22 protein-coding genes and 1 pseudogene are annotated in these 24642 nt (G+C 70.8%); 12 read left to right on the forward strand and 11 right to left on the reverse strand.

The features are described from left to right. The first annotated feature begins 26 nt into the window (after positions 1–26). The gene (locus ASG48_RS09220; RefSeq protein ID WP_055848481.1) at positions 27–3407 is read left to right on the forward strand and encodes an ATP-binding protein; all 3381 of its coding nucleotides are present in this window, start codon (positions 27–29) and stop codon (positions 3405–3407) included. Continuing rightward, the gene (locus tag ASG48_RS09225; RefSeq protein ID WP_055848482.1) at positions 3400–4326 is read left to right on the forward strand and encodes a response regulator transcription factor; all 927 of its coding nucleotides are present in this window, start codon (positions 3400–3402) and stop codon (positions 4324–4326) included. Before ASG48_RS09220 ends, ASG48_RS09225 begins: the two co-directional genes overlap by 8 nt. Positions 4327–4397: 71 nt before the next feature. On the opposite strand, the gene ASG48_RS09230 is transcribed toward ASG48_RS09225, so the two are convergent. The 6 genes from ASG48_RS09230 to ASG48_RS09255 all read right to left on the reverse strand — a co-directional run bounded on the left by ASG48_RS09230 (position 4398) and on the right by ASG48_RS09255 (position 9675). After that, complete coding sequence (locus ASG48_RS09230) at positions 4398–4607, reverse strand: hypothetical protein (RefSeq protein ID WP_055848483.1); 210 nt, start codon at positions 4605–4607, stop codon at positions 4398–4400. A gap of 136 nt (positions 4608–4743) precedes the next feature. After that, positions 4744–5556, reverse strand: coding sequence for a formylmethanofuran dehydrogenase subunit C (locus ASG48_RS09235; RefSeq protein ID WP_055848489.1), 813 nt, complete (start codon positions 5554–5556; stop codon positions 4744–4746). Further along, on the reverse strand, positions 5553–6473 hold the full coding sequence (gene fhcD / locus ASG48_RS09240; protein WP_156381537.1) for a formylmethanofuran--tetrahydromethanopterin N-formyltransferase: 921 nt from the start codon (positions 6471–6473) through the stop codon (positions 5553–5555). Before fhcD ends, ASG48_RS09235 begins: the two co-directional genes overlap by 4 nt. Continuing rightward, a complete protein-coding gene (locus tag ASG48_RS09245; RefSeq protein WP_055848492.1) occupies positions 6461–8101 on the reverse strand; it encodes a formylmethanofuran dehydrogenase subunit A in 1641 nt (546 codons plus the stop codon). The genes fhcD and ASG48_RS09245 overlap by 13 nt, the downstream gene beginning before the upstream one ends. A gap of 25 nt (positions 8102–8126) precedes the next feature. Next, positions 8127–9227, reverse strand: coding sequence for a hypothetical protein (locus tag ASG48_RS09250; protein WP_055848495.1), 1101 nt, complete (start codon positions 9225–9227; stop codon positions 8127–8129). A 79-nt stretch (positions 9228–9306) separates the two neighbouring features. Further along, positions 9307–9675: a 4a-hydroxytetrahydrobiopterin dehydratase gene (locus ASG48_RS09255; RefSeq protein WP_055848498.1), complete on the reverse strand. Its 369-nt coding sequence runs from the start codon at positions 9673–9675 to the stop codon at positions 9307–9309. A 70-nt stretch (positions 9676–9745) separates the two neighbouring features. On the opposite strand from ASG48_RS09255, the gene ASG48_RS09260 reads away from it, so the two are divergent. The 7 genes from ASG48_RS09260 to fae all read left to right on the forward strand — a co-directional run bounded on the left by ASG48_RS09260 (position 9746) and on the right by fae (position 16397). Continuing rightward, positions 9746–10720: a beta-ribofuranosylaminobenzene 5'-phosphate synthase family protein gene (locus ASG48_RS09260; RefSeq protein ID WP_055848501.1), complete on the forward strand. Its 975-nt coding sequence runs from the start codon at positions 9746–9748 to the stop codon at positions 10718–10720. A gap of 115 nt (positions 10721–10835) precedes the next feature. Then, positions 10836–11735: an NAD(P)-dependent methylenetetrahydromethanopterin dehydrogenase gene (locus tag ASG48_RS09265; protein WP_055848504.1), complete on the forward strand. Its 900-nt coding sequence runs from the start codon at positions 10836–10838 to the stop codon at positions 11733–11735. Then, complete coding sequence (locus ASG48_RS09270) at positions 11732–12853, forward strand: ATP-grasp domain-containing protein (protein WP_055848508.1); 1122 nt, start codon at positions 11732–11734, stop codon at positions 12851–12853. Before ASG48_RS09265 ends, ASG48_RS09270 begins: the two co-directional genes overlap by 4 nt. Further along, on the forward strand, positions 12850–13821 hold the full coding sequence (gene mch, locus ASG48_RS09275; protein WP_055848511.1) for a methenyltetrahydromethanopterin cyclohydrolase: 972 nt from the start codon (positions 12850–12852) through the stop codon (positions 13819–13821). The genes ASG48_RS09270 and mch overlap by 4 nt, the downstream gene beginning before the upstream one ends. After that, on the forward strand, positions 13814–14761 hold the full coding sequence (locus tag ASG48_RS09280; RefSeq protein WP_082529374.1) for a RimK family alpha-L-glutamate ligase: 948 nt from the start codon (positions 13814–13816) through the stop codon (positions 14759–14761). The genes mch and ASG48_RS09280 overlap by 8 nt, the downstream gene beginning before the upstream one ends. Positions 14762–14783: 22 nt before the next feature. Continuing rightward, entirely contained in the window at positions 14784–15653 is an 870-nt protein-coding gene (locus ASG48_RS09285) for a triphosphoribosyl-dephospho-CoA synthase (RefSeq protein ID WP_055848514.1), read from the forward strand. 234 nt (positions 15654–15887) lie between these two features. Next, a complete protein-coding gene (gene fae / locus ASG48_RS09290) occupies positions 15888–16397 on the forward strand; it encodes a formaldehyde-activating enzyme (protein WP_055848517.1) in 510 nt (169 codons plus the stop codon). Positions 16398–16595: 198 nt separating this feature from the next. Here fae and ASG48_RS09295 read toward each other — a convergent pair whose 3' ends face one another. Beyond that, on the reverse strand, positions 16596–17285 hold the full coding sequence (locus tag ASG48_RS09295) for a HisA/HisF-related TIM barrel protein (protein WP_055848520.1): 690 nt from the start codon (positions 17283–17285) through the stop codon (positions 16596–16598). 75 nt (positions 17286–17360) lie between these two features. Between ASG48_RS09295 and ASG48_RS09300 the strand changes: the two genes are divergently transcribed. After that, the gene (locus tag ASG48_RS09300) at positions 17361–18371 is read left to right on the forward strand and encodes a hydantoinase/oxoprolinase family protein (protein ID WP_055848523.1); all 1011 of its coding nucleotides are present in this window, start codon (positions 17361–17363) and stop codon (positions 18369–18371) included. Positions 18372–18440: 69 nt separating this feature from the next. Here ASG48_RS09300 and ASG48_RS09305 read toward each other — a convergent pair whose 3' ends face one another. From ASG48_RS09305 to ASG48_RS09315, 3 genes are read right to left on the reverse strand one after another with little or no spacing between them, the layout of a single operon-like run. Then, the gene (locus tag ASG48_RS09305; protein ID WP_055848526.1) at positions 18441–20672 is read right to left on the reverse strand and encodes a xanthine dehydrogenase family protein molybdopterin-binding subunit; all 2232 of its coding nucleotides are present in this window, start codon (positions 20670–20672) and stop codon (positions 18441–18443) included. After that, complete coding sequence (locus ASG48_RS09310) at positions 20669–21652, reverse strand: xanthine dehydrogenase family protein subunit M (RefSeq protein ID WP_055848528.1); 984 nt, start codon at positions 21650–21652, stop codon at positions 20669–20671. The genes ASG48_RS09305 and ASG48_RS09310 overlap by 4 nt, the downstream gene beginning before the upstream one ends. After that, positions 21649–22161 (reverse strand): 2Fe-2S iron-sulfur cluster-binding protein, encoded by a 513-nt coding sequence (locus tag ASG48_RS09315; RefSeq protein WP_348271128.1) that lies wholly within the window; start codon positions 22159–22161, stop codon positions 21649–21651. The genes ASG48_RS09310 and ASG48_RS09315 overlap by 4 nt, the downstream gene beginning before the upstream one ends. 396 nt (positions 22162–22557) lie before the next feature. On the opposite strand from ASG48_RS09315, the gene ASG48_RS09320 reads away from it, so the two are divergent. Next, positions 22558–23322, forward strand: a complete 765-nt coding sequence (locus ASG48_RS09320) for a hypothetical protein (RefSeq protein WP_156381538.1) — start codon at positions 22558–22560, stop codon at positions 23320–23322. A 232-nt stretch (positions 23323–23554) separates the two neighbouring features. Here the strand turns inward: ASG48_RS09320 and ASG48_RS18785 are convergent. Beyond that, positions 23555–23707: pseudogene (locus ASG48_RS18785) on the reverse strand (aldehyde dehydrogenase iron-sulfur subunit); the annotation flags it as partial. Positions 23708–24098: 391 nt separating this feature from the next. Here ASG48_RS18785 and ASG48_RS09325 point away from each other — a divergent pair. Further along, positions 24099–24638: a TadE/TadG family type IV pilus assembly protein gene (locus ASG48_RS09325; protein ID WP_055848536.1), complete on the forward strand. Its 540-nt coding sequence runs from the start codon at positions 24099–24101 to the stop codon at positions 24636–24638. Positions 24639–24642 lie beyond the last annotated feature (4 nt).

The following is a 24642-nucleotide window of genomic DNA, read 5'->3' on the forward strand; positions in this document are numbered from 1 at the left end:
GCTCGAAAGCCCGTCAAAGAGGAACCATGGCAGGTCGTCAGCGCATCCTTCCCGTTCGGCGGGACTACAATCGCTGGGTGGCGAACCAGACGCTGGAGGACTACGCGCTGCGCTTCACCGCCAAGCGCGCCCGGCGCTGGACGGCGAGCCGCGTCTCGCAGACGGCGATCGGTGCGATCTCCTTCCTGGCGCTGGAGGCGGTGGGCGGGGCGATCACCCTCTCCTTCGGCTTCACCAACGCGGCGGCGGCCATCGTCGTCGTCTCGCTCGTGCTCCTCCTCACCGGCCTGCCGATCAGCCGATACGCCGCCAGATACGGCGTCGACATCGACCTTCTCACGCGCGGGGCGGGCTTCGGCTATATCGGCTCCACCGTCACCTCGCTGATATACGCCACCTTCACCTTCATCCTCTTCGCGGTGGAGGCCTCGATCATGACGGCGGCGCTGGAGCTCGCCTTCGGCGTGCCGCTCTGGCTCGGCTACATCGTCTCCGCGCTCGCCGTCATCCCGCTCGTCACCCACGGCGTGACCTGGATCTCGCGCTTCCAGCTCGCCACCCAGCCGCTCTGGATCGTCCTCAACGTCCTGCCCGTCGGCTTCATCCTTTGGAAGGACCCGGCCTCCGTCGCGGCCTGGACCGGCTTTGCCGGGCTCGACGCGCCGGCGGGCAGCGCCGGGTTCGACCTCCTGAAGTTCGGGGCGGCGGCCTCGGTGATCCTCGCCCTGATGCCGCAGATCGGCGAGCAGGTGGACATCCTGCGCTTCCTGCCGGCGCGCAAGGGAAAGCCGGAGGCCTCCTGGCGCTTCGCGCTCTTCGCCGCGGGGCCGGGCTGGATCGTGCTGGGCGCGCCCAAGCTCTTCTTCGGCTCCTTCCTCGCCGTGCTCGCGCTGCGCTCGGGGCTTTTGGCCGAGCACGCGATCGAGCCGGCCTATATGTACGACGTCGCCTTCGGCTTCGTGCTGCCCTCGCCGGTCGCCGCGGCCTGGCTGACGGCCGCCTTCGTGGTGGTGAGCCAGCTCAAGATCAACGTGATGAACGCCTATGCGGGCTCGCTCGCCTGGTCGAACTTCTTTTCCCGCCTCACCCACAGCCATCCCGGCCGCGTCGTCTGGCTCGTCTTCAACGTCGCCATCGCGCTCCTCCTCATGGAGCTCGGCATCTACCACGCGCTGGAGGTGACCTTCGGCCTCTTCGCCAATGTCGCCGTTGCCTGGCTCGGCACGATCGTCGCCGATCTGTCCATCAACAAGCCGCTCGGGCTCTCACCGCCGGGCATCGAGTTCAAGCGCGCCCATCTCCACGACGTGAACCCGGTCGGCCTCGGCGCGATGGGGCTCGCCGCCCTCGTCTCGCTCCTCGCCTTCTCCGGCGCCTTCGGCGAGGCGGCGGCCGCGCTCTCGCCGTTCCTCGCCCTCGGCGTGGCGCTGATCGCCGCGCCCGCCATCGCCTGGGCCACGGGCGGGCGCTACTATCTCGCGCGCAAGCCGCGCGCGCGGTGGAGCGAGCGCACCGAGATCGCCTGCTCGATCTGCGAACACGCCTTCGAGCCGGAGGACATGGCCTACTGCCCGGCCTATGCCGCGCCGATCTGCTCGCTCTGCTGCTCGCTCGACGCGCGCTGCCACGACCTGTGCAAGCCGCAGGCCCGCTTCTCGGCGCAGGCCGCGGGCGCGGCCAAGGCGGTGCTGCCCGCCTCCCTGCGCGCCCGGGTCGACACGCGCGCGGCCCACTATCTCGCCAGCCTCGCGCTTCTGGCCGGCATCATCTCGATCGTCCTCGGCCTCATCTACTACCAGGCGAGCGTCGCCAGCCCCGCCGATGCCGACATCATCGCCAAGGCGCTCTGGGCGGCCTTCTTCGTGCTCCTCATCGTGGCGGGGATCGCCACCTGGTTCTTCGTTCTCGCGCAGGAGAGCCGGCGCGTGGCGCAGGAGGAATCGGCGCGCCAGACGACGCTGCTCCTGAAGGAGATCGAGGCGCACCGGCGCACGGACGCGGCCCTCCAGCGCGCCAAGGAGGTGGCCGAGGCCGCGAGCCTTGCCAAGAGCCGCTACGTCGTGGGCATGAGCCACGAGCTGCGCACGCCCCTCAACGCCGTCCTCGGCTACGCCCAGCTTCTCGAGCGAGACGAGGCCATCCCCTCCAGGAAGCGCGGCGGCGTCTCCGTCATCCGCCGCTCGGCCGAGCACCTGTCGGGCCTCATCGACGGGCTCCTCGACATCTCGCGCATCGAGACCGGGCGCCTGCAGCTGCAGCGCGGCGAGGTGAACCTGCCCGATTTCCTCGACCAGCTCGTCGACATGGTCCGCCCGCAGGCCGAGGCCAAGGGCCTCGCCTTCCGCTTCGAGCGCCCGGCCGTCCTGCCGCAGATCGTGCGCACCGACGAGAAGCGCCTGCGCCAGATCCTCCTGAACCTCCTGTCCAACGCCGTGAAGTTCACCGAGAAGGGCGAGGTGGCGCTGGCCGTCGCCTATCGCAACCAGATCGCGACGCTGACCGTGACGGACACGGGCCGGGGCATCGCCGAGGCCGAGATCGGACGCGTCTTCGATCCGTTCGAGCGCGGCAGCGCGGCGCGCGGGGGCACGCCCGGCCTCGGCCTCGGCCTCACCATCACGCGCCTTCTCGCCAACCTCATGGGCGGCGAGGTCACCGCCGCCTCCCGCCTCGGCGAGGGCAGCCGCTTCGAGGTGCGCGTCATGCTGTCCAGCGTGGCCGCGCCCGCCAAGGCCGGCCCGCGCGAGGCGCTGCCGACGGGCTATCTCGGGCCCCGCCGCACCATCCTCGTCGCCGACGACGACGAGACCCATCGCGAGCTGATGATGGAGATCCTGCGCCCGCTCGGCTTCATCGTCCTGACCGCTCCGGACGGACCGACGGCGCTCGACCTCACCGCCGATCTCCAGCCCGACCTCTTCCTCCTCGACGTGCAGATGCCCGGCATGGACGGCTGGACGCTCGCGCGGACCTTGCGCGAGGCCGGCCAGCCCGGCGCGATCGTGATGCTGTCGGCGACCCTCGGCGAAGCGCCGGGACAAGCCGGCGACGATCCGGCGCGCACGCAAGGGGCGCTGCCCAAGCCCTTCGACCTGCGCCAGCTTCTCGACCGGCTCGCCGCCGCCCTCGCGCTCGAATGGACGCATGGCGGCGCCGCGCCCGGGCCCGCCGCGCCGGCGCCCGCCGCCGCGATCGTCCTGCCCGCGCCCGGCGACCTCGCCGAACTGAAGCGCCTCGGGCGCATCGGCTACATGCGCGGCCTGGACGTGAAGCTCGCCGCCCTCGACGCCGATCCGGCGCTCGCCCCCTTCCTCGCCGCCCTGCGCGAGCCCCTGTCGCGCTTCGACCTGAAGGCCTACGCGCAGGTGCTGGAGGGCCTGACCCGGGAGCCCGCGACCCATGGCTGACCTCTCCGCCGGCCCCGCGCGCGACATCGTCCTCGTCGTCGACGATTCGCCGGACACGCTGCGTCTTCTCACCGAGGCGCTGGAGCAGGCGGGGGCCACCGTCCTCGTCGCGCTCGAAGGCGAGGCCGCCCTGTCCATCGCGGCGGAGGTGACGCCCGACATCGTCCTCATGGACGCGATGATGCCGGGCATGGACGGGTTCGAGACGACGCGGCGCCTGAAGGAGGACGCCAATCTCCGCCACGTGCCGGTGATCTTCATGACCGGCCTGTCGGAGACCGAGCACGTGGTGCGCGGCCTGGAATCGGGGGGCGTCGACTACGTGACGAAGCCCATCGTGCCGGACGAGCTGATCGCGCGCATGCGCGTGCATCTGGCCAATGCGCGCGCCGCCCAGAGCGCGCGCGCCGCGCTCGACACGGCCGGGCGCTTTCTCCTGGCCGCCGACCGCACGGGCCGCGTCCTCTGGTCGACGCCGCAGGCGATCCGCCTCCTCAACGCCGCCCTGCCGAGCGAAGGCGGCCGCTTCGTCCTGCCGCGGCCGCTGGCCGCCTTCCTTGCGGGCGGCGCGGCGGACAGCCCCGCCCCCGGCCCGACCGCGCTCCCCTCCGCCGCCGGCCCGCGCCTGTCGCTCTCCTTCCTCGGCACGATCGGCGAGGACGAGCATCTCTTCCGCCTGACCGCCGAGGAGGACGGGGGCGAGGAGGCCGTCCTGCGCCGCCAGTTCGGCCTGACGCCCCGCGAGGCCGAGGTTCTCCTGTGGATCACCCGCGGCAAGGCGAACCGCGACATCGCCGAGATCCTGACGCTCAGTCCGCGCACGGTGAACAAGCATCTCGAGACGATCTTCGAGAAGCTCGGCGTCGAAAACCGGGCCTCGGCGGCGATCATCGCGCTGAAGGCGCTGGGCGAGCGGTAGGGCGCGACGGCGGCGACGCTCCTCCTTCTCCCCCCTCGGGGAGAAGGGCGCGGCTTCGGCGTCCGTCTCGCTCAGATCCCCTGCTTGCGCTCCTCCGGCCAGGCGCAGCGCCAGCTCTTCACCTTCCAGTCCGGATGGTCGCCCGACCAGGCGGCGACATAGGGCGATGAGAGCATCATGCACTGGGCCTGCGAGCCGCGGCTCTCGAAGGTGAGGCGCTCCTCCTTGCAGGAGGCGGGGTTGCCCGCCATGCAGACGGTGAGGACGAGATCGATCAACATGCAGCCGTTTCTCCTGGATCGGGGAGAGTCGACGGTGCCCGCACCGACTCCGTGTCCGGCCGTCGGCGAAGGGATCGCGGCCGGCCCGGACCACCAGAATTATCGATGTCGGGCCCGCCGGGAAGGCCCTGCGACATCACGCCTGCGGCACGAAGATCTCGCCGAGCCCCGTCACCGCCGTATCCCCGCCGAAGCGGCGCATCGGGGCGCCGTCGAAGGGCAGCGGCCCGAGGCCGGCGGCCTCCAGATCGCGGGCCATCAGCGTCAGGATGAGGAGGTCGCAGACGCCGTTGTCGAGGAAGGTGGAGACAAGCCGCTCCGCGCCGCCGGCCAGGATCAGCGTGCCGCGTTTCATCAGGCGGCCCGGCGTGCCGGCGGCGCGCCGGCCGACGATCACGGTGCCCGCGATCATCCGGCTGCCGGCATCCGGGCCGGCCGCGCCGGAGACAACGATCGTGCCGCGCCGCATCCGGTCTCCGGCGCGCGCGCCGCAATCGCCCGCGACCTTGAGGAAGCCGCCGGTCATGCCCGCGGTCTCACCGGCGAGGGGCCCGCCGAGGAAGTCGCCCGCAGACCCCGAGATCTCGATCCGACCGCCGCTCATGCCGGAACCGGCATGGCTCCCCGCCGAGCCCGAGACGGCGATCGTCCCGCCGCGCATGGCGCGCCCGAGCCGCGTGCCGCAATCGCCCTCGACATGGATGGCGCCGCCCACCAGCGCCTCGCCGATGCGGTCGCAGCGCCCGGTCGTGCCGGCGAAGGCGAGCGTCTCGCCGGCCTCGCCCGACAGGTCGAAGACGTCGCCGACGAGAAGCCCGCGCTTGGTCGTGCCGATGCCGAGCCGCTCGATCTCGGGCCGCGACAGGCCGGCGAGCGCCTGCGGCGTCAGCCCGGAAAGGTTCAGCCGCTCGGGCGGGGCCTCGCGCAGCTTGAAGGTCAGGGCGCTCATGGCGCGAGATCCTTGAGATGGTAGTGATGGGGGCCGAGATTGCCGCCGTAATTGCCGGCGCCGACGCGGCTCGCTCCTTCGAGCGGCCCGAGATCGCAGACCGCCTTCAGCCCGACGCGCATCGCGTCCGCCACCGCCTCGTAGGTCAGCCCGTCGATGACGATCTCCAGCACCGAGGCGATCTCGGGGCCGAGCGCCGTCTGCGTCCCGCCCTTCAGCGTCGGGCAGTAGGCGTCGTTGGTGGAGGCCATCATGCCCTTGTACTTGCCCCCGACCTTGGAGCCCGAGCGCACGATGCCGCCGGGAAAGGGCATGATCGCGCCCGGCACCTTGCGCATCGCGGCCACCGCCACCTCGCTCGCCTTCAGCGCCTGGCGCACGGAACCGGCCATCAGCAGGAGGTTGCCGCCGCCGACCGCCTTCGTCGTGGCGCCGGTCCTGGCCTCGCAGAGGAACTCGCCCTCCATCACCGGCATGCGCCAGTAGTGCCGCGTGCCGACCTTCTTGGAGATCTGCCAGCCATCGGCGAAGTAGCGGATGGCCGAGCCGAGGTCGATCGCCTCCTCGCCCTCGAGCCCGGCATAGCAGGCGGTCGTCGGGCAGGTGAGGATGCACTGGCCGAGCCGCGTGCCGAGCTGCTTCTTCAGCCCGCCCATGTCCATCGAGAACATGAGGATGCGCACGCCCGGCCGCCCGTCGCGCGTCTCCTGCGGCGACAGGAGCCGGTCGATGCCCGCCTCCACGCCGCAGGCGATGACGGAGGTGGCGAAGCCCGTCATGGCCAGCGCCGCCTGCATGGCCCAATGCTCGTCGATCGCGGTCACCTCGATGGCCGTCCCGCTCATCGGAAAGGCTTCGGCGAAACTGTCGTCGATCGAGACGCCGTTGACGCGCAGCGCCTCCTTCATGTCCGGCATGCCACCTCCTGGAACGGCGCGTCCTGCGACAGCGCGCCCGCGCCGACCTCGAACCAGCGGGCGGGAAGGCCGTATTTCTCGTCGAACCAGCGGTCGAGGCGCTTGGTCATCGCCTTCTCGCGCGGCGTGTCGAGCGTCAGCGTGCGACCGCGCGTGCGCTTCACCACAGCGCCGTCGCGCACCACGGTCTCGCCGTCCTTGAGGAGAAGCGCGGCCTTGGCGAACATCTGCGCCTTGTCCCCGCCCGGCCGATAGGCCGCGATGTCGGCGACGGCGCCGGGCGCCAGATGCCCGCGGTCGGGCGTGCCCAGAAGCCGGGCCGGGGCGGCGCGCGTCATGGTCGCGATCTGGGCCAGCGTGTATTCGCGCTCGATCCCCGCCAGTCCCGTCATCGCCACCGCCGCCTTCGGCAAGGCGGCGATCCAGCGCGCGCGCACCTCGCGGTCCATCAGGAGGGCGAAGAGGTCGGGATAGGCGGTGAAGGGCGCCCCGTTCGGGTGGTCGGTGGTGAAGAAGCAGCGCGAGGGGTCCTCGATGAGCAGGAACATCTCCAGCCCGATCGCCCATTGCAGCGCGTTGTAGAAATTGGCCTGCCGGTAGTGGATCGGCACGACGCCGCCGCCGTTGGCGTCCGCGTCCTGGATGACCGACTTGCGCGGACTGGCGGCGCGCGACCCCGTGAACTGCAGGAGTTCGTCGGAGGAGATCGTCACGGTCTGGCCGAACATCACCTGGCCGATATCGACGGTGATCTCGGGCCGGGCGTTGACGAGGGCCGCGAGCTGCGCCCCCTGCGAGGAGAAGTGGCGCTTGCCCTCGGTGCCGTAGCCGTAGAACTGGATATGGGCGAGATGCAGCGGCACGCCTTCCGCCGCCGCGATCGTCGCCTCGGCCGACGCCGCCGAACGGCCGGGCACGCCGAGATTGTTGCAGTGGACATGCAGGGGGTGGGGAATCCTCAGCCCCGTCACCGCATGCTGGAGCGTCTTGACGATCGCGCGCGAGGAGACGCCGTAATCCGGCACCGTGTCGTCGAAGTCGAAGGCGCGCGCATTCTCCTTGAAGGCCGCCGAGCCGCCGGCATTGATGCATTTGACGCCGAGCGCCTTGGAGGCCGAGACGCTCCAGGCGACATAGTCCTCGATCGCCTCGGCGCTCTCGCCGTCGCGGATCATCGACATCAGGAGATCGTCGTTGCCCAGCACCACGAGGGTCGCCCGGTCGATGATCGGGATGTCGGCGAGTTCCAGATGCGTGTGGAGCGCGGCGGAGGGCGCCATGGCCGGCTCCACCACGAGCGTGAAGCCCATCTGCGCGTAGCGCCGGCCCGTCTCCTCCGTCGTCCAGCCGACCTTTGCGAGCGGCGTCTTCTCCGGCCGGGCCTGGAAGGCGCGGGCGAACTCGGGCAGGAGCAGGCGCGCCGTGTTCACGTGGCCGCCGGCGATGTGGGAATGGATGTCGATCGCCCCGGCCATCACGACGAGGCCGGCGCAGTCGATCACCGTGTCGGGCCGGCGCCCGTCGCCCGGCGCCGCGACGATGCGGCCGTCCTCGACATAGACGTCTCCGGTTCCGTCGCGCCCGTTCGCGGGGTCGACGACATGGCCGCCCTTCAGTTGCGTCAGCATCGCGCCGCTCCCTGGCTGCTCGGCCTCATGCCCCCTCCTCCGCGCGCAGCCGCCCGGCGATGGCGCCGAGGATCGCGGCCGCCGAAACCCCGCCGGACGGGGCGTTGCCCTGCACGTCCGCCGGGCGGAAGCTCCCGAAGAGCGGATCGTAGACGGCGCCGCCCGCGCCGTCCCGCGGCGCGAACGCCACCCGCGGCGGGCGCGCCCAGGCCTTCGCGCCGCGCGACAGCGCGATCACGGGAAGGCTGCCGGACCAGGCGGGCTCCTCGTCCTGCGGCCGCGCCGAGACGAAGAGCGCGACATCGGCCTCGCCGCTCTCGAGGAGGCGCGCGCCCTCGAAGAGGATCGGATCGTGGTCGCCGTGACCTGGCCCGAAGCTCGTGCGCAGCGGGAAGCCGGTGCGAGACAGCGCCAGGAGCGCCGCGCCCCAGGCGCAGCCGTCGGAAAGGACGGGCAGGCTGGTGAAGCGGGTCGCGGCGTTGAGGTCTGAGACGAGGCCCTCCAGCGTCTCGATGTCGAGCGAGGAGAGCGAGCCGCCGGAGAAGACCACGCAGCCGAAGGCCGCTGCCCCCATCTGTGCGGCGAGGCGCGCGGGCGCGTCTTCGGCCATGGGTCCGACCCCGGACCGCCGGCCGGCGAGCGCGGCGCGGATCGCGCCGAGCCCCTCGCCGAGCCGCGCGGCGTCGCAGGGGACGGCCTCCACCGGCGTGTCCCGCAGGTCGGGCAGCCTCTCGGGGGCGCCGATCCACAGGATCCGCCGCCCGCGCGTCGCCGCGGCGCCGAGGTCGGGCGCGCGCGACACCAGAAATTCGAGAAGGGCGGGCGCGGCCTCGACGGCGTCCGCGCCGACGAGGACGAGAAGGTCGGCGCGCCGGCGGACCTCCACGGGCGTGCCCATGAAGGCGCCGGCGTCCCGGAAGGCCGAGATCGCCTCGTAGGCGGCGGCCGAATCGCCGTGGTCGGCGACGCCGCGACACAGGATCGACACGTCGAGCGCCGCCCGCGTCGTGGCGACATCGCCGAAAGGCCCGGTGACGAGGGGCAGACGGCCCTCGCGCAACAGATTCGCGGCCGTCGCGACCGCCTCGGCGAAATCCGCCGGCCGGCCGTCGATCCATGCTGTCATGTCGACGCTTCGCTTTCTGTGCCCGGCGCGAACCTAGCGACTGTTCGCGCGGCCGCAAAGAGGCCGCGTCGCGCGGCGGTCACTTATCGTATTTGATATAGGCGAAGCGCGGGTCGTCGGGCGTTCCCGAGAGCGGCCCCTCCTCCCGGCCGGGCTGCCACATCACCACGTCCTCGATCTTGGCGGCGAGCGCGAAGTCCGAATCGGTGATGCCCTTGGCGGCGTGGTTCATCAGGCGCACCTCCACCCAGGCATAGGACGCGGTGAGGTCGGGATGGTGGAAGGCGGCCTCGGCCAGATGGCCGACCGTGTTGATCACCATCAGCGTCCCCTTCCACCCTTGCGTCTTGTAGGTGCGGCGGATCCAGCCGTCCTCCAGGCGCCAGGTGGGGAGCTCCGCCTTCAGCCGTTCTTCGACTTCGGCGTCGGAATAGGTCCGTGCGGCCATCGGATTCTCCTTGTGCCAACCGATCAAGCCGCAATAATAGGGCTCGGGCACAGGGATAGCAGGGGGCGATTTGACCGACGAACTCGTCAGCGTCGTTGCGCCCGCGCGCCTCCACCTGGGCTTTCTCGACCCGGGCGGGCGCTCGGCGCGCCGATTCGGCGGCATCGGGCTCGCCCTGGCCGAGCCGGCGACGGCGCTCTCGGTGCGCCGCGCCGCCGCCAATACCGTCGAGGGGCCCGAGAGCGGGCGCGCCGCCCGCCATCTTCGCGACATCCAGTCGAAGCTCGGACTGTCCGGCGCCCACGCGGTGGAGATCCACGAGGCGATTCCCGCCCATTGCGGGCTCGGTTCGGGCACGCAGCTGGCGCTGGGTCTGGCGCTGGCGCTGCGCACGCTCGAAGGCCTTTCGCCGGACACCGCGGCGGATGCAGCCCTGCTCGGGCGCGGGGCCCGCTCGGGGCTCGGCGCGAGCTTCCTGACGCTCGGCGGCGTCGCCGTCGACGGCGGCAAGGGTCCGGGCGAGGCGCCGCCGCCCATCGTGGCGCGCCTGCCCTTCCCGGACGACTGGCGCGTCCTCCTCGTCCTCGACACGCGCCACGAAGGCTTTCACGGCGCCGACGAGCTCGAAGCCTTCGCCGCCCTGCCGCCCTTTCCCGAGAGCGCGACCGCCGAGATCTGCCGCCTCGTCCTGATGCAGGCCCTGCCCAGCCTCGCCGAGCGCGACCTCGCCGGCTTCGGCGCGGCCATCGCGACGGTCCAGGCGATGGTCGGCGCCCATTTCGCCCCGGCGCAGGGCGGCGTCTTCACCAGCCCCGCCGTCGCCAGCGCCTGCGCGGCGCTCGAAGGCTTCGGCGCCGAGGGCATCGGCCAGAGCTCCTGGGGCCCGACGGGCTTCGCCTTCGCGCCCGGCGAGGCCGAGGCGCGGGCCATGGTCGCGCGGCTCGGGCCGCTGGAGCCGGGCCTCGAAATCCGCGTCGTGCGCGGGCGCAACCACGGCGCCGGCGTGAAGACGCACCGCCCGCGCCTCGCGGCCGGCCAGACCTGAACGCCCGTCGCGGGCGGGAGGCCCGCGACAGACGGGAAGGACCGCAACGGTCCTTTCCCGAACGAGCCGCCGACGGCTCGACGCCCCAATCGTCATCAGCGGAGGAGACGAATCCATGGCCCAGAAGAACATCCTGCACATGCTCACGCCCCACAAGCATGTGAGCCCCTTCGACGTGAACATGGCGCTCGACGCCGGCTACGACGCGGTCGTGCCCTACGAGGCGGTGACGCTGGAGGAGGTCGCCGATCTCGTCCAGGACGTGATCTTCTCGCGCCCGCCGCACTGGGGCGCCTCGTCCGGCGTGTTCTTCGGCGGCGACGACGCCGTGCTCGCGCTCGACATGATCGAGGCGGCCAAGAACGCGCTCGTGCCGCCCTTCGGCACCAACATCTTCGCCGATCCCGCCGGCTCCTTCACCACCGCCGCGGCCATGGTGGCCTGCGTGGAGAAGGTGCTGAAGGAGAAGAAGGCGCGCGCCCTGAAGGACGTGCGCATCGCCATCTTCGGCGCCACCGGCGTCGTCGGCTACTGCGCCGCCGTCATCGCCGCGCTCGAAGGGGCGGAGGTCACGCTCGTCGGCCATAGCGGCGTGGCGCGCGTGAAGGCGCGCGCCGACGAGATGAAGCAGCGCTTCGGCGTCGACGTCGCATCGGTCAACGGCGCCACCGACGAGGAGAAGAAGGCCGTCCTGGAAGGCGCGGACGTCGTGCTCGCCGCCGCCAAGGCGGGCGTTCGCGTCCTCACCGCCGCGCTCCTGCAGGAGGCCGGGGGCAAGCTTCTGGCCGCCGCCGACGTCAACGCCGTGCCGCCCTCGGGCATCGAGGGCATCGACGTCTTCGACAACGGCAAGGAGATCGCCGGCACCTCGGCGCTCGGCGTCGGCGCGCTGGCGATCGGCAACGTGAAGTACCAGACCGAATCGGGCCTCTTCAAACGCATGATCGAGGCGCCCGAGCCGCTGGCGCTCGACTTCCGCGACGCTTTCGCGCTCGCCCGCACGCTCGCTCCGTGAGCGCGGAGCGCCCGAGCCTCCTGTGCGCCGCCTTCTCGGCGCGCCAGATCGCCATGAGCGCGAAGCGGGCGGGCCTCGACGCACTGGCCGTCGACTTCTTCCACGACCTCGACCTCGAGGGCGTGGCGGCAAGGGGCGAGGCGCTGGCCGGCCACTATCCCGACGGCTTCTCGGACGCAGAGCTCATCGAGGCGCTCGGGCGCCTGGCGAAGGACCGCGCCCCGCTCGGCTTCGTCTACGGCGCCGGCTTCGAGGACCGGCCGGCGCTTCTCGAGCGCATCGCCGAGCGCTGGCCCATCCTCGGCAATGACGGCGCGACGGTCCGCGCGCTGAAGGACCCGGAAAGGTTCGCGGCCCTGTGCGAGCGCGCGGGCGTCGCCCATCCCGAGATATGCCGAGAGGCGCCGGACGATGCGGCGGGCTGGCTGTCGAAGAGGATCGGCGGGGCCGGCGGCAGCCATGTGCGCGGGGCCGTTGCCGGCGAGGCCGAGCCGGAGCGCTACGTCCAGCGCTTCGTCGAGGGCGAGCGCTGGTCGGCGGGTTTCGTCGCCGCCGGCACGCGCCTTCTCGTCCTCGGCTTCACCCGGCAATGGACGGCGCCGACGCCGGAGGAGCCCTTCCGCTATGCCGGCGCCGTCGGGCCGCTCGATCCGCCGGGCACGCTCGGCGCGCAGATGACCGGAGCGCTGGAACGCGTCGTCGCGCTCCAGCCGCTGACCGGCCTTTGCAGCGCCGATTTCGTCGCCGGGCCGCAGGGGCTGCATCTCCTGGAGATCAACCCGCGCGCCGGGGCGACGATCGACATTTTCGACACCGAGGCCGAGCCGTTGATCGGCCTGCATCTCGAAGCCTGCGCCGGTCGCCTGCCGCAGGGCTTCGCCGGGCCGGCGGAAATACGCGCGACGGGGCTCGCCTGGGCGGGCGTTCCCGCGAGCCTGCCGGCCGGCTTCGACTGGCCGCCCCATGCGAGCGACCGCTCGCGCGGCCCGGCGCTCTTCCAGGCGGGCGAGCCGCTCTGCACGATCCTTGCGAGCGGCGCCACGGAACGGGACGCGGCGGCCCTCTTCGAAGCGAGGGTCGCCGACATCAGACTGAGATTGGAGAGGAAAGCGGCATGACACAGGGCAACGGACTGTCGGTGAACCGGGGCGCCCAGCCCCTCGTCGAACAGATGCGGTTCGACGCGGATCTCCTGAAGATCGCCGTCTCGACGGGCGCGGCCGGCGAGACGCTGATCGATTGCGGCGCCGGCGTTCCCGGCAGTCTGGAGGCGGGCCGCCTCCTCACCGAGATCTGCCTCGGCGGGCTCGGCGCGGTGACGATCGAGGCCTCCACGCTCCTGCCGCGCTGGCCCTTCGCCCTCACCGTGCGCACCGCCCATCCCGTCACCGCCTGCCTCGGCAGCCAGTATGCCGGCTGGCAGCTGGTGTCGGGCGAAGGCGAGGCGAGCTATTTCTCGATGGGCTCGGGCCCGGCCCGCGCGCTGGCCGGCAAGGAGGCGATCTTCGCCGACATCGCCTATGGCGACGCGGGCGAGGACGCGGTTCTCGTTCTGGAGACGGCGAGCCCCCCGCCGGAGGATCTCGTGCGCCGCATCGCCGCCGACTGCAACGTCTCGCCGGAGAACCTCACCATCCTCTTCGCGCCGACGCAGAGCCTTGCCGGCTCGGTGCAGATCGTCGGCCGCGTCGTGGAAGTGGCCCTCCACAAGGCGCACGAGCTGCATTTCGACCTGACGCGCATCGTGGAAGGCATGGGCACCGCCCCGCTCAGCCCCCCGCATCCCGACTTCGTCACCGCCATGGGCCGCACCAACGACGCGGTGATCTACGGCGGGCGCATCGTGCTCCACGTCACCGGCCCGGCCGACGAGGCGCGCCAGCTGGCCGCCCAGCTGCCGAGCCGCAACTCGAAGGATTTCGGCACGCCCTTCGCCGAGATCTTCCGCCAGTACGAGGGCGATTTCTACAAGATCGACCCGATGCTCTTCTCGCCCGCAGAAGTTGCCGTCGTGGCGCTGGAGACGGGCGAGACCTTCCGCGGCGGGGCGATCGACCCGGCGCTGATCGACGCCTCCTTTGACTGAGGCCTTCCGCCCCGCGCCCCCCCTCCGGCGCGCGCGCCGCATCGCCCTCGTCACGGCGACGCTCGACCGCCATGCCCGCGATCTCCTGAAGGCCTTCGCGGCGCAGGGTGCCGAAGCGCATGCGGTGGAGCTCGCCGAGATCGGCTTCGACAGCGAGGCCCGGCACGGGCTCGTGCTGCCGCAGTTCGGCGAGGACCTGCCGGATGCGGTCTGCCTGCGCACGCTGGACGCGGGCAGCTTCGAGCAGGTCACGCGCCGGCTCGGCATCCTGCACGCGCTGGAAAGGCTCGGCGTGCCCGTCTCCAACGGCCCGCGCGCCGTCGAGAACTGCGTCGACAAGTCGATGACGAGCTTTCTCCTGGCCCGCGCCGGCGTGCCGAGCCCGCGCAGCTTCGTGGTGGAGACGCGGCAGGAGGCCGCCGCGATCCTGAAACGCGAGGGCGGTCCGCTGGTGCTCAAGCCCCTCTTCGGCGCGCAGGGCAAGGGCCTGGCGCTGATCGAGCGCGAGGCCGACCTGCCGGAGCCGGCGGCGGCCGCCGGCGTCTACTATCTCCAGCGCTTCGCCGGAGCGCTGCGCGACGGGCGCTTCAGCGACTATCGCCACCTCGTCTCCGCCGGCCGCGTCGTCGCCGCCATGCGGCGCGAGGCGCCGGGCTGGATCACCAACATCAAGCAGGGCGCGACGGGCCATCCCATCGCGCCGGACGCCGAGCTCGACGCGCTGGCGGCGGCGGCGGCGCGCGCGGTGGGCGCGGACTTCTGCGGCGTCGATCTCCTGCGCGACCCGGACGGGCGCGCGCAGGTGATCGAGGTGAATTCCATGCCCGCCTGGACGGGGCTCGAACAGGCGACCGGGCTCGACATTCCCGCCATCCGCGTGCGCGATCTCCTGGCCCGGCTCGAAACGACCGCGCCCAGCGCCGCCATCGCGGCGGCCTGACGCGGTGAGGCCGGCGTCCCCCTTGCCCGCGCCCGCCATCGAGGCCGCCTTCCTCGCCGCCTGCCGCGCCGAGATCGCCGCGCTGAAACCCGGCAACGTCCATCGGTTCGCGCCCGGCCACGGCATGGAGGCGGCGACCTTCGAGGCGAGCGCGCTGGCCTCGGCGCCGTCTCTGGCCGCCCCCGGCGCCCCGGTCGGCCGGCGGGTGCTGGAGAGCGTCGAGGCAAGCTTTGCGGCGGTCGGCGTCAACACCAATCTCGGCATCCTCCTCCTCAGCGCCCCGCTCGCGCTGGCGGCCGAGCGCGGCGGCTACGGACAGGGCGCCGCCGCGCTCCGCCGCGCGACGCAGGCCGTCCTCGCCGGCCTCGACGCTGCGGACGCCAGCCATGTCTTCCAGGCCATCGCCCGCGCCTCGCCCGGCGGGCTCGGCCGCCACGAGGGCGCCGATGTCCGGCGGCCGCCGACGATCTCCCTCGTCGAGGCCATGCGCCTTGCCGCCGGCCACGACCTCGTCGCGCGCCAGTATGCCGACGGCTATGCCGACATCTTCGAAACCGGCCTGCCGGCGCTCGGCGGCGCCGGCGCTGATTCCCCGCTCCTGTCCGACCCGGCCTTCGGGCCGGCGGGCACGGCCTACCTCGCATTCGCCGCGCGCCACCCCGACAGCCATATCCTGCGAAAGTACGGGGCGGGCGTCGCCGAGACGGTGCGAGGCGACCTCGCGGACCTCGCTAAGCACCTGATATCGGAGAAGGAAGCCGCCACGCGCTTCGAGCGCGCGCTCGCCCTCGACGCCTCGCTCAAGGCGCGTGGCCTCAACCCCGGCACTTCGGCCGATCTGACGGTCGCCAGCCTTTTCGCCAAGAGCCTTGCGGAAGGGGGCCCGCGATGATTGACTGTCGCGCAGCGGGGCCCATTTCGGCCCCGTAGCTATCTGGCCAACCGGTCCGTGCAAGCGGATGCCGCAACAAGGATAGCCGCGTCCACGTCGAGTTTCGACGTTGGGAGGGGTCGCGGCGACGGGAGACTTGAAGGCCGCGACACTGATCCCGAACGAGATCGTTGAACGGGCAAGGCGGTTTCCGCCGGCCGGTTCTGTCGTCAACGAAATTAGGAGGAGCCCTCGATGGCAACAATCAACAAGGTAATGGTCGGCGAGTCGCTGGTCGGCGACGGCAACGAGGTCGCCCATATCGACCTGATCATCGGACCCCGCGGTTCCGCCGCCGAGGCCGCGTTCTGCAACTCGCTGACCAACAACAAGGACGGCTTCACCACCCTCCTGGCGGTCGTCGCGCCGAACCTGCCCTGCAAGCCGAACACGGTGATGTTCAACAAGGTCACCATCAAGGGCGCCAAGCAGGCCGTCCAGATGTTCGGCCCGGCCCAGACGGCCGTCGCGCGCGCCGTCGCCGACTCGGTCGAGAAGGGCATCATCCCGGCCGCCGAGGCCGACGACCTCTTCATCTGCGTGGGTGTCTTCATCCACTGGGAAGCCGAGGACGACGCCAAGATCCGCGACTACAACTATCAGGCGACGATGGAGTCCATCGAGCGCGCCGTCCGCGGCACGCCGACGGCCGCCGAGGTCGTCCAGAAGAAGGGCACCGCCGCCCATCCCTTCGCCGGCGCCTAGACAAGGAACCATCCCGGGGAAGAAGAGAAGCCGGCGATGCCCGCAGGCCTTCTCCGGCGATTGGCAGCCAAGTTCGGGTTCCAGTAGGACCCCGCGCGAGATGCGACGAAAAGGGGCTTCGGCCCCTTTTCCATGTCCGGCGCCGGCCCTTGGCGGCTGCGATGCGGGCCGGCGGCGCTCGACGGTCCGGCCGCCGCTTCAGGATGCCCTGCAAGGCCCCGCGAGGCGCCCGTCATGCAGGGCGCTCGCCACCAGCGCGCCGGCGATCCCCGCCGCCTCGAGCGCCGCGACATCGCCGGGCCCGCGCACGCCGCCGGCGGCATAGACCGCCCGCCCCCCGGCCCGCGCCTTCACCGCCGTCAGCTTGTCGAGGTCCGGTCCCGCCCCGCTGCCGACTTTCGCGAGCGTCATCACGACGATGCGCCCCGGCCAGAGGCCGGCATCCTCCAGAAGGGCGGAATCGCCGAGAAACGCGTCGCCGCGAAAGTCGAGCGACAGGACGACGTCGCCGCGCCCGGCCAGCGCCTCCATCTCGCCGCGCCCGGCCAGCGTCTCGCTGCCGAGGACGCAGACGCGGCCGGGCTCGGCGAGAAGCGCCAGCGCCTGGCGGGCCGTGCGGATGCCGGCATCCACCCAGATCTCCGCCTGCGGGCACTGCGCCGCCACCGCCAAGACGGCCGCCTCGTTCGGCGCGCGCCCGGCGATCGCGTCGAGATCGGCGAGGTAGAAGGCCGGGAAGGGCCCGAGCCCCTGCAGGCCCGCCGCCACGTTGCGCGGTTCGGCGTCCGGGCTCAGCGGCGTCTCGATCGGCCGGTAATTCGCCCGATCCCCCATCACGCCGCGCACCACGAGGCCGCCGAGGAGATCGAGAACCGGGATGATCTGCATGGGTCGCGCACCGTGGGCCGGGGATGGTAGGAAGAGGCCCTATCAGATCGGACCGGGAATGACATCGTGAGACGCATGGGCTGGGACGTGGGCGGCGCGCATCTGAAGGCCGCGCTCTGCGAGGGCGAGCGCGTGATCCGGGTGTGGCAGGCGGCGACGCCCCTGTGGCAGGGCCTGTCGCATCTGGAAGGCGCGCTCGCCGCCATCCTCGCCGAAGCGCCGGAGGTGGAACGCCACGGCGTGACGATGACGGGCGAACTCTCCGACATCTTCGCCTCGCGCCGCGAGGGCGTGGAACGCCTCGCCGCCCTGATGGCCGAGCGTCTCGGCGCCGAGACCGCGATCTATGCCGGCGCCCGCGGCTTCGTGCGCCCGTCCGACAGCGGCGTCGTCTTCGCCGAGATCGCCTCGGCCAACTGGCATGCCAGCGCCGCCTTCGCGGCCGAGACCGTGGAAGACGGCCTCTTCCTCGACATGGGCTCGACGACGACCGACATCGTGCCGATGCGCGCCGGGACCGTTCGCGCCGCCGCGATCGACGACCACGGACGCCTCGCCAGGGGCGAACTCGTCTATCAGGGCTATACGCGCACGGCCCTCATGGGCGTTGCGCGCGCCGTGCCCTTCGCGGGAGCGGAGATCGGGGTGATGAACGAATATTTCGCCACGATGGCGGACGTGCGCCGCCTGATCGGACGGCTCGACGAGGCCGAGGACCTGTTTCCGGCGGCGGACGGGCGCGAGAAGTCCGTGCCGGCCTCGCGCGCACGCCTCGCGCGCATGATCGGGCTCGATGCCGGCGACGCGCCGGACGCCGCCTGGGAGGGCCTGGCCGAGGCCTTCGTGGAAGCGCAGCTGCGCCTCGTCCACGACGCGGCCCTGCGCGTCCTCTCGCGCGAGCCCATCCCGGCGGACGCCCCCGTCGTCACCGCCGGGGCCGGCCGCGCCGTCCTCTCCCGCCTCGCCTCCCGCCTCGATCGCGGCGTCGTCGACATGGCCGACCTCTTCGACGCGCCGGGGGCCTTGCGCGACGCCATCGGCCGCGCCGCCCCCGCCGCCGCCATCGCGGTTCTCGCCGGGCGCTGAGCCGGCAGCCAGCACGAAAAAGGGGCCGGTCTCCCGGCCCCTTCTCCTATCGTCGGGTCTCGCGCGGCGTCAGGCCGCGGCGTCGAGGGCGGGCAGGCCCTTCAGCACCTTGTCGAGCGTCATCGGATAGTCGCGCACGCGCACGCCGCAGGCATTGTAGATGGCATTCGTCACCGCCGCGCCAACGCCGGAAATGGCGAGTTCGCCGATGCCGCGCCCGGCCAGCGGGCTGGCGGCGGGGTCGCGCTCGTCGAGAAGGACGACCTCGAGCTGCGGCACGTCGGCATTCACCGGCACGTGGTATTCGGCGAGGTCGTGATTGACCATGAGGCCGGTGCGCGTGTCGATCACCAGTTCCTCGGTCAGCGCCGTGCCGATGCCGAAGATCTGGCCGCCGTAGCACTGCGAGGTGGCCGTCTTCTCGTTGAGGATGCGGCCGGCCGCGCCCACCGTCAGGAGACGGCGGATGCGCGTCTCGCCGGTGACGAGATTGACCGCCGCCTCGCAGAAATGCGCCCCGTAGCTCGCCTGATGCGTCTCCTCGAAGGCCTTGCCCGGCTTGAAATGGCCGGTCACGCTGATCGCCTCGCCGGCCAGCACCTGCGAGAGCGGCGTCTGCCGGTTACCCGCGATGGCCGCGCCGTCCTTCAGGGTCAGGTCGTCGGCCGGGACGCCGAGCTTCTTGGCGATGGCCTCCACGATGCCCTCGCAGGCCGTGAAGACCGCCGAGCCGCTCGAATTGGCGCCCCAGGAACCGCCCGAGCCCGGACCCTGGGCGAGCTTGGAGTCGCCGAGCTGCACGCTTACGTTCTCGATCTTCAGGCCGAGCATCTCGGCGGTGATCTGCTGCAGGATCGTATAGGTGCCGGTACCGATGTCGGTCATGTCCGTCGAGACCGTGGCGCGGCCGTCGGGCGAGAGGGTGATGTCGGCCTTGGCCTCCTGCAGGAGGTTCTTGCGCGAGGCGGCGGACATGCCGATGCCCACGAGCCATTCACCCTCGCGGCGCGTGCCCGGCCGGGTGTTGCGCTTCTCCCAGCCGAAGCGCCTGGCGCCGATGTCCATGCACTCCACCAGCTTGCGCGACGAGAAGGGCAGGCCTTCCTGCGGGTCGACCTCCGGCTCGTTGCGCTTGCGGAACTCGATCGGGTCGAGGCCGAGCTTCTCGGCCATCTCGTCCATCGCGTTCTCCGTCGCCAGCATGCCCACGGCCTCGCCGGGCGCGCGCATGGAGGAGGAGAGGAGGATGTTCACGTTCGCCTTGCGATGCGTGATCTGCCGGTTCTCGCCGGCATAGAGGAAGATGGAGGAGATGCCGGCCGGCTCGAAGAACTCGTCGCCCTTCGTGTTGCCCGTCCAGGTGTCGTGCGCCATCGCGGTGATGCGCCCGTCCTTCGTGGCGCCGAGGCGCACGCGCTGGATCGTGTCGGAGCGGCGCGAGGTCGTCTGGTAGACCTGCTGGCGCGTCAGCGCCACCTTCACCGGGCGTCCGGTCGCCTTGGCGGCGATCGCGGCGAAGACCGATTCCGGCCCGATGCCGAGCTTGCCGCCGAAGCCGCCGCCGATGAACGGGTTCACCATGTGCACCTTGGAGGGCGAGATGCCGAGCGCGGCTGCGATCTGCTGCACATTGGTGGAGACGAGCTGGTAGCAGCCGTAGAGCGTCAGCGCGTCGCCGTCCCAGCGCGCGACGGCCGCGTGCGGCTCCATCGCCGAATGGCTCTGGCTCGGCGTCGTGTAGGTCGCCTCGAACGTCACTTCGGCCGCGGCGAACGCCTTGTCGAAGTCGCCCTTCGTCACGGTGGAGGGGATCGTGTTGTCGCCGGGATCGTAGGCGTTGGGCTGTTCGGCGAGGAGGTCGTACTTGCCGTCCGTCTCCTCCACGTCGACGGTGACGAGCTTGGCCGCGTCGCGCGCCACCTCGAAGCTTTCGGCGACGACCATGCAGACGGGCTGGCCGAAATAGGTGATCTCGCCCTTGATCGCGGCCGGCTTCTTGTCGCTCGGATCCGCGGCGGCGCGCACGCCGTCCTCGGGCATGACGACATGAAGCACGCCGGCCATGGAGAGCGCGGGCATGGCGTCGACCGAGCGGATCCTGCCCGCGCCGACGCCGGACGTGACGAGGTAGCCGTAGGCCACCGTCTCGCCCTTCAGATTCTCGTAGGCGTAGGGCGCGGTGCCCGTGACCTTCAGCGGACCCTCGAACCGGTCGATCGGACGGCCGATCACCCCCTGCACGTCGCGGTCGAGACGCGTCTCGCCGATCGGCTCGTTCAACTGCATCGTATGGACGGTCATGCCGCATCTCCCGTCGCTTCGCCGAGCACGGCGGGCAGAACCCGGCGCATCAGGTCGATCTTGAAATCGTTCTCGCCATGGCCCCTGGCATCGGCCAGGAGCGTCTCGGCGGCCTTGTCGAAGAGAGCCTTCGTGGGCGCCTGCCCCGTCAGCACCGCCTCGACCTCCGCGCGGCGCCAGGGCATCGGCCCGATGCCGCCGAAGCCGAGCCGCACATCCGTCATGCGGCCCTCCTCCATCACCACCACGGCGGCGACGGAGACGAGGGCGAAGGCGTAGGAGGCGCGGTCGCGGACCTTGCGGTAGACATGCCGGCCGCCGGGCGCCTTGGGCAGGCGGATGGCGGTGATGAGCTCGCCCGCCTCCAGCACCGTCTCGAGATGCGGCGTGTCGCCGGGCAGGCGGTAGAAGTCGCCGAGCGCGATCCTGCGGCTCGAGCCGTCCGCCTTCACCGTCTCGACGGACGCGTCGAGGACGCGCATGGCCACCGCCATGTCCGACGGGTGCGTGGCGATGCAGTGCTCGGACGTGCCGACGATGGCGAGGATGCGGTTGAACCCCTCCATCGCGTCGCAGCCCGAGCCCGGCTCGCGCTTGTTGCAGCGCGCGTTGGTCTCGTAGAAATAGCCGCAGCGCGTGCGCTGCAGGAGATTGCCGCCGGTCGTCGCCTTGTTGCGCAGCTGGCCGGAGGCACCGGCGAGGAGCGCGCGCGAGAGGACGGCGTAATCCTTGCGGATGCGCGCGTCGGCGGCGAGATCGGAATTGGTGACGAGCGCGCCGATGCGCACACCCTCGCCATCGACCTCAATGTCCTTCAGCGGCAGGCGCGTGATGTCGACGAGGCGCTCGGGCGTCTCGATCTGCAGCTTCATCAGGTCGAGAAGATTGGTGCCGCCGGCGATGAACTTGGTGGCGGCCTGCGCGGCGACGGCCGAGGCCTCTGCGGCGCTCGAGGCGCGCGAATAGTCGAAGCTCTTCATGCCGCGCCCTTCTCGCTGGTGGCGACGGTGCGGATGGCGTCGACGATGTTGGGATAGGCCGAGCAACGGCAGATATTGCCGCTCATGCGCTCGGAGATCTCCGCGTCGGAGAGTTCGGGCCGGCCTTCGAGATCGCCGGAGACGTTGCTCGCCCAGCCGTCGCGGGCCTCGCCCAGCATGCCGACGGCCGATACGATCTGGCCCGGCGTGCAGTAGCCGCACTGATAGCCGTCATGGTGGAGGAAGCTCTCCTGCATCGGATGCAGGTCGCCCGGCTGGCCGAGCCCCTCGATCGTGGTGATCTCGTCGCCGTCGTGCATAACGGCCAGCGTCAGGCAGGAATTGATGCGGCGCCCGTTCACGAGGACGGTGCAGGCCCCGCACTGGCCGTGGTCGCAGCCCTTCTTCGTGCCGGTGAGGTGGAGATGTTCGCGCAGCGCATCGAGCAGCGACGTGCGCGGGTCGAGGTCGAGCTCATGCCCGGTCCCGTTGATGGTGAGAAGCGTCAAGGATAGGCCCTTCGGTCTTCGCGCCAGACCGATATGCAGTCTGGAACGGTTCGAATGTTCCGTTAACGGGACCGAGGGCGAAAGGTTCGCCGCGGCGCGGCGCCGCGGCAGACGAATTCCGGAGCCGACGAGCATTTCCAGTCGGTATGCACGCCCAGACTGTCGGCAGGGCATTCTCTAGCCGTAGAGAAAATGGCGTGCGCCGGCTATCATGTCCGAATGACGTTTCTGCTCTGCACAGGGAAGAGCGTTCCGAGTCCGCTCACTGCGAACCCGCCGGCCGAGGCGGCGAATTCGGTTGAATGTCAAATCAATCCTTGAAATAAAATCGATTATTGCCGCGCCGAAAGTGCGATCATCTCAGCGAAATGATAAGAAAATAGGACGACCCAAAAAGTGAATTCCGCTCAAGGCGAGAGTCTTTATTTCTGCCATATTCCAAAGACGGCCGGAACCTCCGTCCGTTATTTGCTGGAGTCGGTCGTCGAAGAGGATCAGACCTATCCGCTATCCGCCGACATTCGCCATCCTCGCGGATATCCTTTGTTCGGGGATTTCGTCGGCGGCTTCGTCGCCCTTCCGACCAAGCCGCGCCTCGTCAGAGGACATTACCATCTATCCTGCGGCCGACTTCTGGGAGAGAACGCCAAATCACTCGTCATCTTCCGCGATCCGGTCGCGCGGGTCGTTTCGGAACTCAAGGTGCTCGTCGGATTGCAGGGATTTGGACAGGATCGTCTACGCCGGTCGATGGACAGCGGCATAGTTCCCAACCTCGACAATCTACAGACCCGCATGGTTCGCGGCGATATCGACGTCGCCGAGCCGAACGGATTGTCCGACCGTCATCATCTCTTGATCACCGAGCCGATCGGCGACGAGACCCGGGCTCTCGAGGAGGCGATGGCCGCCGTCTCCTCCTGCGGCTTCTACGGCACTGTCGAGGGGCTCGGACCGCTGATGACGGATGTCCTCGACTATCTCGGCGCTCCCCGGACGCAGGTTCCGCGCGAGAACACCGCCGAACCGATCGACCTTGGGCTGACGGCCGTCGATCTCGAACTCATCGCGGAACGCAACGCTCTGGACGCCCGGCTCTACGAAGAGGTTCGCAAGCAGGAGCGTGCGCGGCTGGCCCTGTCCGAGGCATCCCGCACCTGAGGCACGCGGCCGCGACTGCGACCGTTTTTCCCGGTCGGCCGCGGGCTCGTCCGGGAGTTCCTTCCACCCGGCGCGGCCATCGCGAGCGGCCGCCGGCTGGACGCTCTCCCGGCGCCCGCAATCGATGCCGGCAAGGATGCGGGCGTCCGCCGTGCTTGTCTGACCCCCGATGAATACCTTGTCCCATTCATTATGACCGCGTTGATACGGGTCGCCCCGAACAGGCCGTTGTCAGGTCGCCCGGCTGGCCGAGCCCTTCGATCGGGGTGATCTCGTCGCCGTCATGCAGGACGGCCAGCGTCAGGCAGGACTTGATGCGGCGCGCGTTCACGAGGACGGTGCAGGCCCCGCACTCGCCGGGATCGCAGCCCTTCTTCGCGCCAGACCGAGATGCAGTCGGGAACGGTTCGAATGTTCCGTTGACGGGACCGAAGGGGACCGGCCGGATGCCGGAAGAACGCTTCCCGCGTCGTGCGCGACGGGCGTCGGTGGCCGGAATGGCCAATGCGCCCTCCCATCGATTCGGACTTCACCGGCCAGGAAAGACAAGCGAAGGCCTCGTCTCCGACATTCGGCCCCGGCGTCGTGCGCCCGCGAAATCCGTCCTTCCCGTCTTATACCGGCATTAAGACGCGGTGCCGTAGAAGCGAAACTGCTGACATTTTTGCGAAGTCCGCGCCGCGCCATCCGTTGAGGGCGGGACGCGTTCGAGCAATCGGGCCCGTGCCAGGTGTCGGCGGACGTGTCGTCACCGTGGATCGAAGGCGCCCCCTTGCATGTCGCGCAACCCGCTCGAGTTTTTCAAGAACCGTTCGGGCGTGGCGGCGGTCGAGTTCGCGCTGATCGCCGTTCCCTTCTTCTTCGTCCTCTTCGCCTCGATCGAAGCGGCGATCGTGGCGGGCGCGGGGGTGGTGCTCGACAATGCGGTCGACGACGCGGCCCGTCTCGTCATGACCGGCCAGACGCAGACGGCCGACATCACCGCGGAGAACTTCCGCAAGGCGCTGTGCGACGACATCGCGGTCATGATGGCCTGCACCCGCCTCAAGGTCGACATGCGCACCTTCCCGACCTTCGACGCCATTCCGACCGACGTGCCGATCAAGCTCGGCAATGTCGACGACACCGGCTTCTGCTTCGATCCGGGCGCGCAGGACAACATCACCATCGTGCGCGCCTTCTACGAATGGCCCTGGATGACCGGCTTCCTGCAGCAGGCGGCCTCGGCCACCAACGGGCAGGCCGTCCTGTTCTCGATGGCGGCCTTCATGAACGAGCCGTTCGGCACCCGCGTCTCCTCCCAGTCGACCTGCTGACGCC

The organism is Aurantimonas sp. Leaf443, assembly GCF_001425575.1.
Lineage (GTDB): Bacteria > Pseudomonadota > Alphaproteobacteria > Rhizobiales > Rhizobiaceae > Leaf443.